25 protein-coding genes and 1 pseudogene are annotated in these 12,695 nt (G+C 60.8%); 22 read left to right on the top strand and 4 right to left on the bottom strand.

The genetic code is table 11. The annotated features are described in order from the left end of the window. Together VGN93_RS31250 and VGN93_RS31245 are read right to left on the bottom strand one after the other, a co-directional pair. Positions 1 to 288: pseudogene (locus tag VGN93_RS31250) on the bottom strand (hypothetical protein); the annotation flags it as partial. A gap of 315 nt (positions 289 to 603) precedes the next feature. Continuing rightward, positions 604 to 855 carry a hypothetical protein gene (locus VGN93_RS31245; protein WP_327510694.1) on the bottom strand — a complete coding sequence of 84 codons (252 nt, stop codon included), beginning with the start codon at positions 853 to 855 and terminating at the stop codon, positions 604 to 606. A gap of 86 nt (positions 856 to 941) precedes the next feature. Here VGN93_RS31245 and VGN93_RS31240 point away from each other — a divergent pair, with 86 nt between their 5' ends. Then, entirely contained in the window at positions 942 to 1,625 is a 684-nt protein-coding gene (locus tag VGN93_RS31240) for a S24 family peptidase (RefSeq protein ID WP_327510693.1), read from the top strand. A 39-nt stretch (positions 1,626 to 1,664) separates the two neighbouring features. Here the strand turns inward: VGN93_RS31240 and VGN93_RS31235 are convergent, their stop codons facing one another. Then, the gene (locus VGN93_RS31235; protein ID WP_327510692.1) at positions 1,665 to 2,522 is read right to left on the bottom strand and encodes a hypothetical protein; all 858 of its coding nucleotides are present in this window, start codon (positions 2,520 to 2,522) and stop codon (positions 1,665 to 1,667) included. Between the two features lie 27 nt (positions 2,523 to 2,549). Next, the gene (locus VGN93_RS31230; RefSeq protein ID WP_327510691.1) at positions 2,550 to 3,383 is read right to left on the bottom strand and encodes a hypothetical protein; all 834 of its coding nucleotides are present in this window, start codon (positions 3,381 to 3,383) and stop codon (positions 2,550 to 2,552) included. Positions 3,384 to 3,595: 212 nt separating this feature from the next. Here VGN93_RS31230 and VGN93_RS31225 point away from each other — a divergent pair, with 212 nt between their 5' ends. The 21 genes from VGN93_RS31225 to VGN93_RS31125 all read left to right on the top strand — a co-directional run bounded on the left by VGN93_RS31225 (position 3,596) and on the right by VGN93_RS31125 (position 12,415). Beyond that, the gene (locus tag VGN93_RS31225) at positions 3,596 to 3,772 is read left to right on the top strand and encodes a hypothetical protein (protein WP_327510690.1); all 177 of its coding nucleotides are present in this window, start codon (positions 3,596 to 3,598) and stop codon (positions 3,770 to 3,772) included. Between the two features lie 69 nt (positions 3,773 to 3,841). Continuing rightward, positions 3,842 to 4,054: a hypothetical protein gene (locus tag VGN93_RS31220; RefSeq protein ID WP_327510689.1), complete on the top strand. Its 213-nt coding sequence runs from the start codon at positions 3,842 to 3,844 to the stop codon at positions 4,052 to 4,054. After that, complete coding sequence (locus tag VGN93_RS31215; RefSeq protein WP_327510688.1) at positions 4,051 to 4,221, top strand: hypothetical protein; 171 nt, start codon at positions 4,051 to 4,053, stop codon at positions 4,219 to 4,221. Before VGN93_RS31220 ends, VGN93_RS31215 begins: the two co-directional genes overlap by 4 nt. Further along, positions 4,218 to 4,619: a hypothetical protein gene (locus VGN93_RS31210; protein ID WP_327510687.1), complete on the top strand. Its 402-nt coding sequence runs from the start codon at positions 4,218 to 4,220 to the stop codon at positions 4,617 to 4,619. The genes VGN93_RS31215 and VGN93_RS31210 overlap by 4 nt, the downstream gene beginning before the upstream one ends. Continuing rightward, entirely contained in the window at positions 4,616 to 4,963 is a 348-nt protein-coding gene (locus tag VGN93_RS31205; RefSeq protein ID WP_327510686.1) for a hypothetical protein, read from the top strand. Before VGN93_RS31210 ends, VGN93_RS31205 begins: the two co-directional genes overlap by 4 nt. 12 nt (positions 4,964 to 4,975) lie before the next feature. Then, a complete protein-coding gene (locus tag VGN93_RS31200) occupies positions 4,976 to 5,233 on the top strand; it encodes a hypothetical protein (protein WP_327510685.1) in 258 nt (85 codons plus the stop codon). Next, positions 5,230 to 5,532 (top strand): hypothetical protein, encoded by a 303-nt coding sequence (locus VGN93_RS31195; protein ID WP_327510684.1) that lies wholly within the window; start codon positions 5,230 to 5,232, stop codon positions 5,530 to 5,532. Before VGN93_RS31200 ends, VGN93_RS31195 begins: the two co-directional genes overlap by 4 nt. Continuing rightward, positions 5,529 to 5,783, top strand: a complete 255-nt coding sequence (locus tag VGN93_RS31190) for a hypothetical protein (protein WP_327510683.1) — start codon at positions 5,529 to 5,531, stop codon at positions 5,781 to 5,783. Before VGN93_RS31195 ends, VGN93_RS31190 begins: the two co-directional genes overlap by 4 nt. Next, complete coding sequence (locus tag VGN93_RS31185; protein WP_327510682.1) at positions 5,780 to 6,190, top strand: hypothetical protein; 411 nt, start codon at positions 5,780 to 5,782, stop codon at positions 6,188 to 6,190. Before VGN93_RS31190 ends, VGN93_RS31185 begins: the two co-directional genes overlap by 4 nt. After that, the gene (locus VGN93_RS31180) at positions 6,171 to 6,461 is read left to right on the top strand and encodes a hypothetical protein (RefSeq protein ID WP_327510681.1); all 291 of its coding nucleotides are present in this window, start codon (positions 6,171 to 6,173) and stop codon (positions 6,459 to 6,461) included. Before VGN93_RS31185 ends, VGN93_RS31180 begins: the two co-directional genes overlap by 20 nt. Further along, a complete protein-coding gene (locus tag VGN93_RS31175; protein WP_327510680.1) occupies positions 6,454 to 7,218 on the top strand; it encodes a hypothetical protein in 765 nt (254 codons plus the stop codon). The genes VGN93_RS31180 and VGN93_RS31175 overlap by 8 nt, the downstream gene beginning before the upstream one ends. Then, positions 7,215 to 7,907, top strand: a complete 693-nt coding sequence (locus VGN93_RS31170) for a hypothetical protein (RefSeq protein WP_327510679.1) — start codon at positions 7,215 to 7,217, stop codon at positions 7,905 to 7,907. Before VGN93_RS31175 ends, VGN93_RS31170 begins: the two co-directional genes overlap by 4 nt. Beyond that, the gene (locus tag VGN93_RS31165; RefSeq protein ID WP_327510678.1) at positions 7,900 to 8,121 is read left to right on the top strand and encodes a hypothetical protein; all 222 of its coding nucleotides are present in this window, start codon (positions 7,900 to 7,902) and stop codon (positions 8,119 to 8,121) included. The genes VGN93_RS31170 and VGN93_RS31165 overlap by 8 nt, the downstream gene beginning before the upstream one ends. Continuing rightward, positions 8,114 to 8,521: a hypothetical protein gene (locus VGN93_RS31160; RefSeq protein ID WP_327510677.1), complete on the top strand. Its 408-nt coding sequence runs from the start codon at positions 8,114 to 8,116 to the stop codon at positions 8,519 to 8,521. The genes VGN93_RS31165 and VGN93_RS31160 overlap by 8 nt, the downstream gene beginning before the upstream one ends. Then, entirely contained in the window at positions 8,514 to 8,735 is a 222-nt protein-coding gene (locus tag VGN93_RS31155; protein WP_327510676.1) for a hypothetical protein, read from the top strand. The genes VGN93_RS31160 and VGN93_RS31155 overlap by 8 nt, the downstream gene beginning before the upstream one ends. Positions 8,736 to 8,987: 252 nt before the next feature. Then, positions 8,988 to 9,527 carry a hypothetical protein gene (locus VGN93_RS31150; protein ID WP_327510674.1) on the top strand — a complete coding sequence of 180 codons (540 nt, stop codon included), beginning with the start codon at positions 8,988 to 8,990 and terminating at the stop codon, positions 9,525 to 9,527. Positions 9,528 to 9,571: 44 nt separating this feature from the next. After that, the gene (locus VGN93_RS31145; RefSeq protein ID WP_327510673.1) at positions 9,572 to 10,195 is read left to right on the top strand and encodes a hypothetical protein; all 624 of its coding nucleotides are present in this window, start codon (positions 9,572 to 9,574) and stop codon (positions 10,193 to 10,195) included. Positions 10,196 to 10,428: 233 nt separating this feature from the next. After that, a complete protein-coding gene (locus tag VGN93_RS31140; RefSeq protein ID WP_327510672.1) occupies positions 10,429 to 10,680 on the top strand; it encodes a hypothetical protein in 252 nt (83 codons plus the stop codon). After that, positions 10,673 to 11,791 (top strand): phage Gp37/Gp68 family protein, encoded by a 1,119-nt coding sequence (locus tag VGN93_RS31135; RefSeq protein WP_327510671.1) that lies wholly within the window; start codon positions 10,673 to 10,675, stop codon positions 11,789 to 11,791. Before VGN93_RS31140 ends, VGN93_RS31135 begins: the two co-directional genes overlap by 8 nt. Positions 11,792 to 11,802: 11 nt before the next feature. Next, positions 11,803 to 12,144, top strand: coding sequence for a hypothetical protein (locus tag VGN93_RS31130; RefSeq protein ID WP_327510670.1), 342 nt, complete (start codon positions 11,803 to 11,805; stop codon positions 12,142 to 12,144). A gap of 1 nt (position 12,145) precedes the next feature. After that, positions 12,146 to 12,415: a hypothetical protein gene (locus VGN93_RS31125; protein ID WP_327510669.1), complete on the top strand. Its 270-nt coding sequence runs from the start codon at positions 12,146 to 12,148 to the stop codon at positions 12,413 to 12,415. Positions 12,416 to 12,695: the final 280 nt, after the last annotated feature.

Raw genomic sequence — 12,695 nt, 5'->3', positions numbered from 1 at the left:
GGTGGCGAGAAAACAGGCGGCGGCGATGCGATCCTCTTCCGGGTCCGTGAGGCGCCGGCCGTTCACATTGGCCATGACCTCCGTAACCGGCGCCTGCTGGCATTCAGCCTCAAGCGCCAGCACCATGGGGATGGGCATGATTTCCGGGTCTTTGGCATTGTTCATCCGCCCCATATGGGAGGATGAGGTCGAGGCGATTTCGGCCGAGCGATCGATGCCTCCGCACAGGCGGATCAGATCGCGTTGCGCGGACTTCATGCGGTAGTGCCAGACTTCGGTTGAAGACATAGAAAAGCTCCTTCCCGCCACGGTAAAAAGTGGCGGGCTTTCCCGTGGTGGGAATTTGCGGGGTTTGCGATGGTCAGGTCAGCAGATCAGAGGGCGGGCCACATGCGACAGGAACGACGGAATGCAAGAGGACAGCGCCGGAGCAAGCCAGACGGCCAAACACAGCCGTGGCGCTCCGGCGCACAACCCGTCGACGGGAGGAGGTCGCGCCGGGCTGGAGGGAAAGAGGGTGCCCGGAAGATGCGCGGCCACCTTCCGGGCGTACCATCGCGCACAAGGCAGACGCGACGGATGGGGAGAACATGGGAAGCGCAATCATTCTGCGGCCTCCGCAATGGAGCGCTCCGGGCGCGGTATGCCTTCTGGCCATTCAGCCTCTTCAGGCCATCGATCGGAAAACCACTGCATGGCGCGCTCGTAACCTTCGGTTCCGATATCGCCGCCGGCTTCGATGACCGCGAGGCGACGCCCGCCAGAAAGCACAAGCGTCGAGACGCGCGCCTTCGAAAGGCCCGTCAGGGAGCAGTAGGAATCAGCCACCGAGATAAGATTTTCGCGCAGGGTCATGCGCCATAAGTGCGTAATTAAATACGCCTTGTCAACGTAATTTAATATCCTGTCCAATACGGAGGGCGCGTCATATTATACGCGCCATGACCAAAATGTTGATTTCCCGAATCAATCAACGTCTTCAGGAGACGGGGAAGGCCGCGCAACGGGTCTCGATAGAGGCAACGGGCGCGAAAGAAACCCTTCGAAAAATTCTTGACGGCACGACAAAGAACCCGCGCATCGACACGTTGCATAAGATCGCGCGCGCCCTCGACACGTCAACCGAATGGTTACTCGCGGTTGATAGCCTGGATGAACTCACGCAGGCCCCTGCCCGCGGGCGAACGGCAATTCCACCCTTGCCGAGCCGTCATGAGATGCCTATGGACGTGCCAGTGATGGGTACGGCCGCTGGCTCGCACCTGAGAGGATCCTTCCAACTGTCGACCGAACCCGTTGACTATGTACGGCGCCCACCAGCCTTGATGAATGCCAGAGACATATATGCCCTCTACATCGAGGGCGTTTCGATGATTCCGCAATACTCGCCGGGTGACCTGGTTTATCTAAACCCTCACAAGCCGCCGCATTTTGGTGACCCGGTCATCGTGCAATGCAAGAACGGCGATGGAACCTATGAAACGTCGGTTGGTATTTATGCCAAGCGGACAGAAAAATTCATTATTCTCGACAAGCATAACCCGAAAGCACAGGTCCAGATCCTGCGCGATACGATCCACGCCATGCACAAGATCCTGACATTGAATGAATTGTTTGGGGTGTGATCCGCTATGTTACTGACTAGCTGTAGCCGAGGAGGCGACCTAGATCAGCCAATAGGTCCCGACAATCGTCCCGATGGCGAAGAGCACAGGCAAGGCGCAGCCAGTTCGGCTGGCCGTCGCTGGAGGCAGCGAGGCATGCGAAGAAGAGCGTTCTAAATCTAATCGTGTTTCAGCGACGGGGCGCTTCTCCAGTATGGGCGCATTAACACGCTCAACATGACCAGCAGGACAGAGCCCCGCCTCGCGCAAAGCTGCGATTGTGTACTTGTGGACGGCGGTCGATCGGCTATCCCCATAGTATGTGTCGCCATTCGGCGCGTGGAAAGGCCCAAACCACCTAAAGCCAGAGGCGCTAGTCTCGCTAGCATTTAGCAGCGATCGCAGGAGTTTTTCGTCCTTGCGGATCTCGCCGGCAATTCTGATGAATTCAGGGTGGTTCCAATCTCTGATACCGTCGCCTTTTGCTCTGTCGAAATTCGTTCGATAAACCCGATAAACGTACCAAGGCGCTAACTCAGCCGGACCTCGCCTAACAAGTTCCTGGCGGATCCGATGATATGCGTCTCTCCTCGACGTGAACCTGTTGACTTCAACGCGAAGAGCATGAAGCGTCGCCCGCATTTCCGCGTCAGCGGGCTCCTGCCGTGTTTTGGCGTTGTCGATGAGCGAACTTGCCTCGGGCGAGGTCAGAGGCCCCGCAATGCGCACGCCCAACGCGCGAAGATAGTTGAGCTGGGCTTCGGACGCTTCGGTTTCTTTCGCAGTCTCGAATGATACTAATTCGTCGCCGTCGCGCGCCAGCTTCTGCCGAAGCTCCGCCTCATCATAGGCATAAGTTCGCGCCTTGTTTGATCGTCCGGTTGCAGCCTTGATGAAACGGATATCGTAGTACGGCATTGTGCGTCCTCGCGGCAGGTGTCCAGATCAGGGCGCCTGCCAGACCTCATCATAGGACAGGTCGGTCCATTCCATAGATTCATGGGCTGCGGCCGCACAGCTTAGGCGCTCCAAATCGCTCGCGGTGCGTGCCTTTTCCTGCGCAATCAGTTCGTCAATCGATCGCTTTTGAACGTCACTTGCAAAGCCATAGCCTCTTGCTTTTGGCTTGAGAGTGTAGGCCTTGCATCGCTCCTCGATCGCCGCCCCGTGGATCATGAACATGGCCCGCCTGACCACGTCATCGACCGGCATCGCATCCGGATCGTCCGTGACGCGCGCCGGTTCTTCCTTTTTCAACAAGGTGTCGATGCTGCGTTTTCCATCCGCTTGCTTGACCAGGCATTCCCGCAGCGCCTTGCCGGCCTTTGTACTCCCCCGCGCCTTCATAAGCATCGGCCGGTCGCTAATGCCGTCCTGCACGGCGATCTGCTGCTTGGCATCCTCCATTGCGAGGGCCAGCGCTTCGGCGTGGTGGCGCGCAAGATTGAAGGTTGCCCCAGCAACGTTGCTTCCAAACGCACCTGTTTCCCCAGGGACCTCGAACAGGATTTTGCCGTCAATAGCGAGCTTGCCGGACGGCTTGAAGCCCTGCAAGTCGTCGACATATTGCCAACCGGCCACGACCCGAAGCTCCAGGCCCTCCTTTGACGAATCACAAATAAGAAATGTGCCCGAGCGCGCGCTCACGAGATAGTTGACCTCGACTTTCGCGCCACCCGTAAACGGGTCCGGCGACGCATCGACCGACCAGCTTTCGAATCCTGCCAACGCCTCGCTGGCAAATAGCAAAGCCCCCACCAAGCAAACAGCCCGACGCATCAAAACCCCCGCAGACAACCCCGGCGGCAGTCTGCTTTGCGGCGTCGGAAAGTCAACCTCTTGTTTCTATTCGCTTCGCGCTCGCCCCAAGCTTGCGCGCGTAATTACGTACGTATTTCTCCTTGACAGCGTATTTAAATACGCATTAGCTTTGCGCGATCACCCCGCAACTCGCCGCCGGGATGAAGCCCAACCCCATAGGAGACTACCCCATGACCAAAATTGCGAAAGTTCCGGCCCGCGATATCGAGGCGGAGATGCTTGAGCTTTACATCGAGCGCGGCTCGCAGACCGAGAAGGATCTGATCGGCCTAGGCTTCACGAAGGATCAGATTTCGACTTACGCGCCGAAGGTCGCCGAGCGTCTGCGCCTCTCGAATGCCGCCTGACCCGCGATCCGCTTCGGTGACCGGCCCGCGCAGGGCCGGCATCCGAAACGGATGAAGGGCACCCCTCCCATGTCGAAACTGAAGAAAGCCTCGCCGCCTGCGGCGAACGTTGGCAAGCGTCCGGATTGGACCCCGCGCAAGATCAGCTACCCCAAGCGCTACCCCATGTCCTGCGGCGGCGTGACCTATGGCACCATGAGCCTGCCGGCGATCAGCATGCACATTGAAGCGCTGCGCGACGCGAAAAAGGCGATCACCGTGCATGGTGGGGACGCGGCATGACCGTCGCAACCGCGCCTCGCCTCGCCCTATACCGCGTCACATTTCACGACGGCCGGGCCATATCGCTCAATGCCGCCAATTCGCCCAGCGCCGAGGCCGCCGCCAAGCGCCAGCATCCCGGCGGCTTCGTCCGCAAGGTGACCTTCCTGCGCATGGTGTCGAAATGACCGCGCCCACGCCAAAGCCCAACTATGCCAACACGCGCCGCCGCAAGGCCGCCTATCGCCGTGGCTTCGTTGCGGGGCATGCCTCGGCAACGGCCGGCGACCGTGTCGAGTTCGAGGAATACCGCGCGCAGCTCGCCAAGATCATCATCCGCCGCATCGCCGACGTTGCATCCGGCGTTGCCTTCCAGGCTGGGGAACCGGCCATGGAACTCGCCGGACATATCGTTTCGGTCCTCGCCGCCAATCCCGAGCATATCGACCGCTTCATGCTGGAGGGGCCGGAGCTGTTCATCGACGGCACCATGAAGCCCGAAAACGGATGCCTGCCCTATCGCGCCGTCAACGGCGCGATCGTCTCCCCGGCCGAGCTGCGCAAGAAAATGGGAATACAGCAATGAACCTTGCCGCCACCACCAGCCACGCCCCGCCCGTCCTCGGTCGCGTTCCCGAATGGACCGTGATGATAACCGACCAGGGCGAGCCGCAGTCCGCTTTCCTGCGCGGGCACCAAAACCTTTCCGGTCTCGTCGACGAGGCCGAGGCCGAAATCATCGCGGCCTTTGCATCGTTCTCCACTCAGCTCGCGAGCGTCGTCATGGAGACGATCGACCAGGCCGGCGGCGCGGCCGTCCGGCACGACTGGATGCGGATGACGTCCGGTGATGTCACGGGCGATTTCTTCGAGTTTTGCCAGCAGACGGCAACCGGGGCCTTCCCGGTCACCGCCGTGCGGTTTCGGTGAGGGCGTAACGCCATGACAAATCGAACTGCCTTTCGCGTCCATTTCGAAGGGGATGACGTGCCGCCGTACGACACCTTCGCCACTTCTCCCGAGGCCGCCCGAGATGCGGCCAAGGGCGTGTGGCCGGGCGAGCTTGTCCGCAAAGTGAAGCGGATCCGCTCCGAGGAGATGGAGTCCATCATCAAAGTGGGCACGCTTCCCCTCGCGCTTGAAATGGCCGTCGTTCACGAGTCGCAGACACCTTCAAGCACCGAGGAGTTTCAGCCATGAACAAGCAGACACAAGTGGAAAGCGCCGAACTTGACATTCTGACAAGGGAAGATCTTGAAGCTGCCGCTTCCTTGATTGCCGGAGGGCGCATCGTCGAGGATCTTTCCTCCTATGAAGTCGACAAGCTCATTACGGTCGGGCAGTACCTGACCGATCGCTGCCTTGCCGAGATCGAGCGCCGGGGTGAGCTGGAATTCGAGGACGGCACGCCTGTCCTGCCATATTGCTCGGAGCACGGCATCGAGACCATTCTGACCCGCGACTTCCATCCCGGCGGCGGCGAGGGAAAGCAGCCATGATCAGCCTCAGCATCTCCCCCACCGCCGTCGTCGCCGCCTTCCGCGATGTCGATGTTGCGCTCCCGCTGCGGCTTTCCGACAGTGATATCGGCGTGATCCTCGACGACGAAGGCGTCGACGTCATAACCATCGACGTCAACGGCGATCGCAGCGATGACCAGGTGACCGCGATCGCTGCGATGATCATCAGCGCTGTCAACAATATCGCCGGCATGGAAGCAGCGATCGCCGCAGCGGAGGCGCGCCAGTGACCAAGCGCATCATCAGTTCTACCGCCACACCGTCGCTACGTTGGATCGGCCGCGGTGACGATCGTGTGCTGCAGCAAAGCTTTGCCGTTGTCACCGTCGATGAAGCCAGCGGCCACATGGCTGGTCATTACGAATGGCTCGAAGTCCCAACGTTCATGGAAATGACCTACGAAGACGCGCCGCCACTCAGCAGCATCAAGATCGAGTTTAAGCGCGACTGGAAGCATTTCGAAGACCTGATCAAGCAGGTTATCGCCAAGCTTGATGACGCGTCCCCGCAGGCCGACGCCTGCCCCTGCGGCGACAACGACGGGAACTGGTGCAGCCTGTCGGGTTGCCCCTTTCCGCGACAAGGCACCGCCACATCATCGAAAGGAGGCCAGGACAATGCGTCAGATCACCGATGACATCGTCTACAAAGCCTTGAACACTTATCATGCGGTGAGATTTGCCAGCATGAGCAGTGACGCGCGAAAGGTTCGACGCGAGGCAATGCGCGCTGCCCTCGCCACCGCTTTCCAACATGCCCAGCCCGAATTGCGTCGCGCTCTGCAAACGGCGCTTGTTGCAATGAAGTTGGCGAGCGCGCTTCCCGGCGTTTCCGATGAATACGACTTCTCGGACGCGATCAGGGCCGTCGAGGACGCCCTATTCACGAAAGGCCAGACCGATGGCTGACCGCCCGATCCTTTTCAGCGGGCCGATGGTCCGCGCGCTGGTTGAAGGTCGCAAGACCCAGACGCGGCGCCTAGTGAAGCCCCATCCTGATCGGCTGATTGAAGGGCAATTGCCGAAGCAGTTGCGAATTTGCGTTGGCGATCGTCTCTGGGTTCGGGAAACGCTGGCTTGCTGCATAGACTGGGGACTCTTCTACGACGCTCACGGCGGCATCGGCCCGAGCGAGGAGCACTTCCTGAGAGACGAGCGAGCGGACGCTATTGTCGAGCGCTATTCGAGGGATGACGAGACGCTTTGGAACGTACCTTCGATATTCATGCCCCGTTGGGCGTCCCGCCTGACGCTTACCGTCACCGACGTGCGCGTCGAGCGCTTGTGCTCGATCAGCGAAGAGGATGCGATAGCAGAAGGCATCGAGGACGTAACACGCGAGGTTGCGCCTAGTGACCCGAGCTTGCGGTTTTGGAAGCGGTATCGAGATGGCGGCTGGAACGGCTACGTCGATACAGCCGTCGGCTCTTATGCATCGCTCTGGACCGAAATCAATGGCCCCGGCGCATGGGAGGCAAACCCGTGGGTTGCCGCCTACACCTTCACCGTCGAGCGCCGGAACATCGACGCGCCCACCAAAGGCACGACCGGAGACGATCACCGGCAGCAACCCATTGCCATCAATGGAGAAACGCCGCACTCACCGGCAAAAACTGCCACGTCGGTCACCACCAGAAACACGACTGGCACCGGGGGTGGCGAATGAACTTCGTTTCACACATCACCGATGGCCGCCGCCTGCGGGCGCTCGATCTCTTCTGCTGCGAAGGTGGTGCGGGCGTAGGTTTGCACCGCGCAGGGTTCGAAGTCGTTGGCGTCGATATCCAGCAGCGGGACCGATACCCGTTCGAGTTCCACCGCGCCGACGCGCTGGAATTCCCGCTTGAGGGGTTCGATTTTATCTGGGCAAGCCCGCCGTGCCAGGCACACACGATTGCGCAGAAGATCCGTGGAAACGACCACCCGGATTTGATCGACCCTATCAGGGATCGCCTATGCCGGAGTGGCATTCCATACTGCATCGAGAACGTCGAGGGTGCCCCCCTTCGCAATCCCGTCATGCTGTGTGGCTCGATGTTCGGCATCAGGACCTACCGTCACCGCCTGTTCGAGTGCTCGTACCCGGTTCAACAGCCAGAGCACCCGAAGCATGAAGCACCACTCCGGAAGATGGGGCGCCCGGTTCGGGATGGTGAGTTCATGCACATCGTCGGCAACTTCTCCGGCGCCGATCTGGCGAGGGAAATTATGGGCATGCCGTGGGCGTCTCGTGACGGCCTGCGCGAAGCAATCCCGCCCGTCTATTCCGAGTATCTCGGCCGGGCCGCAATCTCCCACATTCTCAACGCCGCGCTGGCACCCACCATAACCACGAAAGGTCAGGCCGATGAGTGATCATCCCGACATCGACACCTGCCCGATCTGCGCCGAGCCGCTGCTTGATGACGATATCTGCGCAACGGATATCGAAATGGGTATCTGCCACGCGGCATGCCTTGAGGGCTCTCCCGTCGTCGATCTGGAGACTGGCGACGAGCGCGACGGCCCAATGGATACCTACCGGTACGGCGACACCGCCCCAAAATCGAAAGGCGCCGATCATGGCTGAGATCGACCGGTCCCTTTGGCATTCGATCCTGCGCAAGTGCCACCGCAACGCAGCGAAAGGCAGAGGCGTCCGCCTCACGCCCGACGAAGTCGAAATGATGGCCGTCATGTTCGAAGAGGGCGTTGACCTGTTCGACGGCGAGGCAGAGCCCCGCGACGCCCTAAGCACATCTGGCACGGAAGGTAACGAAGATCCGATGAATCTTCGGGGTAGCTGCGAGGATCCACGCCTTGTGGGCGCCGGCTATGTCGTGTGCGGCTCGGACGCCGACAGGCAGTGGCACTGGCAGGCGCCAGGTGGGCCATGGAACGACGGGTACAAATCAGAGAACGCGGCCGTAAATGCCGCATTGCGTGATCTGGCTGCCACTACAAAATCGAAAGGCCAGGCCGATGAGTGATCATCCCGACATCGACACCTGCCCGATCTGCGCCGAGCCGCTGCTTGATGACGATATCTGCGCAACGGATATCGAGATGGGTATCTGCCACGCAGCGTGCCTTGAGGGCTCTCCGACCGTCGATCTGGAGACTGGCGAGGAGGTCGATGGGCCGATGGAAACCTACCGGTACGGCGACACCGCCCCAAATCGGAAAGGCAACTCCGATGAATGAACCGGTGAAGGAAATTCGTGAGCGCCGTTTCTCGCTGGAATGGATCGCTGGAGCACGACCGCCTGTGCATCCCGATCCGATGCGAGGTCGGCAGTCTTTCCGATCTTTCGAAGACGCAATCGCACATGTGCAACGTCAGGCGGCGGATGCTCAGTTCGTGTCCTTGACCGAGCTGGTTGAGACCTCGCTCGACCGGTCGTCTGACGCTCGCTCCGCCCTAAACACATCTGGCACCGAGAAAGGAGACGCATAATGGGTCTCGACATCATCGCGCACGCGCGTCTTACCAAGATCGAAGGCGTCAAGTATCTCGAAGGCGAAGTCTACAATCACGCCCTTGAGGTTGTTGAATACGACACCTACGACTTCGTTGCCCGCCTCAATCCCGATTTTCCCGGCCGCGCCGACGATATCGAGGATCGCGGCGTCTATAGTTCTGGTGACAGCTTTGGTTTCGGCGCCGGCGCATACAGCGGCTACAATCGCTGGAGGGAGCGTCTAGCCGAGCTTGCCGGATATCCCCAAGCCCCCATCGAAACCTATGGCCGCGTAGAGCATCGGCACGACGCTGGCGCATGGACGGTCGCAGACGGTCCATTCTGGGAACTGATCAACTTTTCGGACTGCGAAGGCGTCATCGGTACAGCCGTCAGCAAGAAGCTCGCAGCTGATTTCGCCGCGTTCGACGCCGCTGCTCAGGCGGTTGATGATCCGACGTTTTACCCTCGATACCAGAACTGGCGGAAGGCGTTTGAGATGGCCGCCGACGCTGGCGCCGTCGATTTCCATTGAGGGCGAGGCGATGAAACCCACCATAACCACGGACGGAGCTTCTAATGCTTAGCCGCCGCGCCTTCCTGATCGGCACCTCGGCGCTTGTCGTCGCCCCAGCCCTTCCGGCCATCTCAGCCGCGCCGGCGGTCACCGCAACAGCTCGCGCCCTGAAACCCATGTGGGCCGTAGGAACGCCGGGCGAATTTGATTGGCAGGCGATCCAGGCGCCGAGCGCCGAAGAGGCTTTCAAGATATGGGCTCAAGAAACGGCTTGGGACGACGAAGAGGAGATCGAATTCGATCCTGAGTGCGTCACCCGCGTGGAGTCGTGGGACCATCTGAAAAAGGTCAACCCGGCCGACTGGATTGACGCCGACATGGGGCATTGCTGCGAACGCTGCGGCTATGAGACCCATCGTGACGCCGGCGCGCGTGTCGTCGCGGGCCAAGCCGTCTGCGAGAGCTGCTTCACGTTCGCGGACCTCATGGCCGAGGGCGGCGAGAATGCGATTGACGAGCTGGCCAACAAGATTGCCGACGAGGGCGAGGAAGAGGCGCGCGAAGGCCTGATCTCATCCGGCAATTGGGTGCATGTTCCCGACGAACTTTGGCTGGCGGCCGTGGCGATCTGCCAGACTGATTCCGCATGCGCGCCGGACATCCACCAGGCGGACCGCGATGATTGACCATCCGCCCGACTTCATATGCGCGATCTGCGAGCGCCCCGTCGACAACCGATTTCCCGGCGCACGACAGACCATGTCGCTCCCGCCCGTCTGCCGTTATTGCGAAAATGTATGGGGCCGCCGCGTGCCGCCGAAGGGTGCATTTCGCGATCGACGCATCATCCGACAGGGCTGCGCTCTTGCCGAGGCGCTTTCCGCTGAAGCCTACCGCCGAAATAATCCGAGGTATCCCTATGGAACGTGACTATGAGAGCGCGCCCGTCGCCGAACACCTTGACCTTGCCGCCATCATTCGCGGTCTTGCCGGCGATCTGGAACAGATGCGCTCCGGAAAGATCACCGCGCAAGATGGCCTTGCCCGCGCAGCCGTCGCCAAGCAGCTCTTCAACGGCGCGCGGATCTACCTTCAGGCCGCCAACATCCTTGCCGGCCGCGCCAAGCCCCTCCCTACCCCCAGCGCCAGCGACGGAGACGCAAATGGCTGACCATACCGCTATCGAATGGACCGACGCGACGTGGAACCCGATCACGGGATGCGCGATCGCCTCCCCCGGCTGCACAAATTGCTACGCCATGCGCCTTGCCGGAACGCGTCTCAAGAACCATCCGAGCCGCGAAGGCCTGACACGCGACAGCAAGGCCGGCCCCGTCTGGACGGGCGAGGTGCGGCTCAATGAACAATGGCTGACCCAGCCGCTGAAATGGTCGCGCCCGCGCATGATCTTCGTTTGCGCCCATGGCGACCTTTTCGCAGAGGGGGTTCCGGACGAATGGATTGACCAGGTGTTCGCCATCATGGCGCTTGCCCCGCAGCACACGTTTCAGGTTCTCACCAAGAGGGCGAAGCGCATGCGGGAATATCTGTCTGATCCACGCCAATATAGCCGGCGGATGGCGGCCACGCCCGCCTACACGCCCAAAGTCACCAGCGATAACATCGCCCCGATCCTCCCGAATGTCTGGCTCGGCGTTTCTGTCGAAGACCAGCGCCGCGCGGAAGAGCGGATCCCCGAGCTGCTGCAAACACCGGCGGCGATCCGGTGGGTCAGCGCCGAACCGCTGCTCGGCCGCGTCGACCTGACATCCATCGATATCGACGGCGACAGCTTTGTCGACGCCCTCAACATTCGCACGTGGGAACAGGAAATCGAGAATTGGCGCGACAGCACGCCGGATTGGGAAGCCAGCTTTCTCGATTGGTTCAACCTCGAAGAGATGGCGACTGGCCCCATACTTCCCCGCCTCGATTGGGTTGTCGCAGGCGGCGAGAGCGGCCCCGATGCCCGCCCGATGCATGTCGAATGGATTCGCGCGCTGCGGGATCAGTGCACGGCCGCCGGCGTCCCGTTCCTCTTCAAGCAGTGGGGCGAATGGGTTCCCCAAGTCGGCGCGGTGGATGGATGGACGATAAACGACGATCCCGAGATCAGCCGCATTGACCATCGCGATTGGGAGGATGGTCGCTGGGGCGAGCCCTACCGTCCCATGTGGTGCGACGACATCGACGACGACACTGTTTCCCGCGTCGGCAAGCGACGGGCCGGCCGGCGGCTGGATGATGTCGAGCACAACGAATTCCCGAAGATCGCGGCATAGGAGTGCTGCCAATGGAAAACGACAAGCGCGCGGCCGTGGTTGAATTGACCTTCACCCAGGATGGTGAGTGGAAAGCCTACCACGCCGCGCAGGAATGGTTGAAGGCTGGCGGCTTCTCATGGGGTCAAGGCCAGCGCGGCGCACCCTGCGGGATCCTGTTTGGGGATTTCATCATCGCAAAATGGAAGAACCTCACTCTTGCCGAGCGCCGCGAATGCCATGGCGAGCTGACGGGCGACCATCGGTTCGGTCCCGTGGCGATTAAAATCTTCGCCGATGCGTCGCCGGATGCCGTTCGCGCTGCGACGGCCAATTGCAAGCATCTAGTGGCGACAAACACCAAGGGTGAATGACATGGCAAGCGAGTATTTCGGGAACGATCCGGACGGATGGGACGTCGACGGCACCGGCCGTGTCGGCATCCAGCATTTTGCCAATGCCGTGCAGGTGTGGGCCATACGAAATGAAGAGGCCGGCAGGCCTAGCCATGTGGCGGCCGCAGCGGAGGCCTTTGCAGCGGAGCCGCTGATGATCATCGAGGCCGTGAAGTCACATTATTGGATGTTCATTTCCGGTCCCGATGACGATTTCAGCAAGATGCTGATCGAGCACGAGGGCGAATAACAACATGGTGGGGCCGGGAGATGCGGGCGCCAAGCCGCGGATCCGGTGAATTGCCGCCGAGCGGGCTTGCAGAATCAGAGCAAGCAATGGCTACATGAAACGATGAGCACTGATTCCCGACCCAGCCGCGACAGAGTTGCAGCAACCCGTGCGCGCCAAGCCGCCGCTGGCTTGGTGAATATTCAGGCGGTCATGCCGGCGGATCTTATCGCCGAGATGGACCGAATCAAGAAAGAGCGAGGCGATGCATCGCGTGCCCCGCTGATCGTCGAAGCCGTGA

This window comes from Shinella sp., assembly GCF_035998705.1.
In the GTDB taxonomy this organism is placed as follows: Bacteria; Pseudomonadota; Alphaproteobacteria; order Rhizobiales; family Rhizobiaceae; genus Shinella.
This window is presented reverse-complemented; position numbering and strand designations above follow the sequence as displayed.

Coding starts and splice junctions, on each gene's coding strand:
- VGN93_RS31245 (WP_327510694.1), bottom strand. CDS start 855: ATGACCCTGCGCGAAAATCTTATCTCGGTGGCTGATTCCTACTGCTCC.
- VGN93_RS31240 (WP_327510693.1), top strand. CDS start 942: ATGACCAAAATGTTGATTTCCCGAATCAATCAACGTCTTCAGGAGACG.
- VGN93_RS31235 (WP_327510692.1), bottom strand. CDS start 2,522: ATGCCGTACTACGATATCCGTTTCATCAAGGCTGCAACCGGACGATCA.
- VGN93_RS31230 (WP_327510691.1), bottom strand. CDS start 3,383: ATGCGTCGGGCTGTTTGCTTGGTGGGGGCTTTGCTATTTGCCAGCGAG.
- VGN93_RS31225 (WP_327510690.1), top strand. CDS start 3,596: ATGACCAAAATTGCGAAAGTTCCGGCCCGCGATATCGAGGCGGAGATG.
- VGN93_RS31220 (WP_327510689.1), top strand. CDS start 3,842: ATGTCGAAACTGAAGAAAGCCTCGCCGCCTGCGGCGAACGTTGGCAAG.
- VGN93_RS31215 (WP_327510688.1), top strand. CDS start 4,051: ATGACCGTCGCAACCGCGCCTCGCCTCGCCCTATACCGCGTCACATTT.
- VGN93_RS31210 (WP_327510687.1), top strand. CDS start 4,218: ATGACCGCGCCCACGCCAAAGCCCAACTATGCCAACACGCGCCGCCGC.
- VGN93_RS31205 (WP_327510686.1), top strand. CDS start 4,616: ATGAACCTTGCCGCCACCACCAGCCACGCCCCGCCCGTCCTCGGTCGC.
- VGN93_RS31200 (WP_327510685.1), top strand. CDS start 4,976: ATGACAAATCGAACTGCCTTTCGCGTCCATTTCGAAGGGGATGACGTG.
- VGN93_RS31195 (WP_327510684.1), top strand. CDS start 5,230: ATGAACAAGCAGACACAAGTGGAAAGCGCCGAACTTGACATTCTGACA.
- VGN93_RS31190 (WP_327510683.1), top strand. CDS start 5,529: ATGATCAGCCTCAGCATCTCCCCCACCGCCGTCGTCGCCGCCTTCCGC.
- VGN93_RS31180 (WP_327510681.1), top strand. CDS start 6,171: ATGCGTCAGATCACCGATGACATCGTCTACAAAGCCTTGAACACTTAT.
- VGN93_RS31175 (WP_327510680.1), top strand. CDS start 6,454: ATGGCTGACCGCCCGATCCTTTTCAGCGGGCCGATGGTCCGCGCGCTG.
- VGN93_RS31170 (WP_327510679.1), top strand. CDS start 7,215: ATGAACTTCGTTTCACACATCACCGATGGCCGCCGCCTGCGGGCGCTC.
- VGN93_RS31165 (WP_327510678.1), top strand. CDS start 7,900: ATGAGTGATCATCCCGACATCGACACCTGCCCGATCTGCGCCGAGCCG.
- VGN93_RS31160 (WP_327510677.1), top strand. CDS start 8,114: ATGGCTGAGATCGACCGGTCCCTTTGGCATTCGATCCTGCGCAAGTGC.
- VGN93_RS31155 (WP_327510676.1), top strand. CDS start 8,514: ATGAGTGATCATCCCGACATCGACACCTGCCCGATCTGCGCCGAGCCG.
- VGN93_RS31150 (WP_327510674.1), top strand. CDS start 8,988: ATGGGTCTCGACATCATCGCGCACGCGCGTCTTACCAAGATCGAAGGC.
- VGN93_RS31145 (WP_327510673.1), top strand. CDS start 9,572: ATGCTTAGCCGCCGCGCCTTCCTGATCGGCACCTCGGCGCTTGTCGTC.
- VGN93_RS31140 (WP_327510672.1), top strand. CDS start 10,429: ATGGAACGTGACTATGAGAGCGCGCCCGTCGCCGAACACCTTGACCTT.
- VGN93_RS31135 (WP_327510671.1), top strand. CDS start 10,673: ATGGCTGACCATACCGCTATCGAATGGACCGACGCGACGTGGAACCCG.
- VGN93_RS31130 (WP_327510670.1), top strand. CDS start 11,803: ATGGAAAACGACAAGCGCGCGGCCGTGGTTGAATTGACCTTCACCCAG.
- VGN93_RS31125 (WP_327510669.1), top strand. CDS start 12,146: ATGGCAAGCGAGTATTTCGGGAACGATCCGGACGGATGGGACGTCGAC.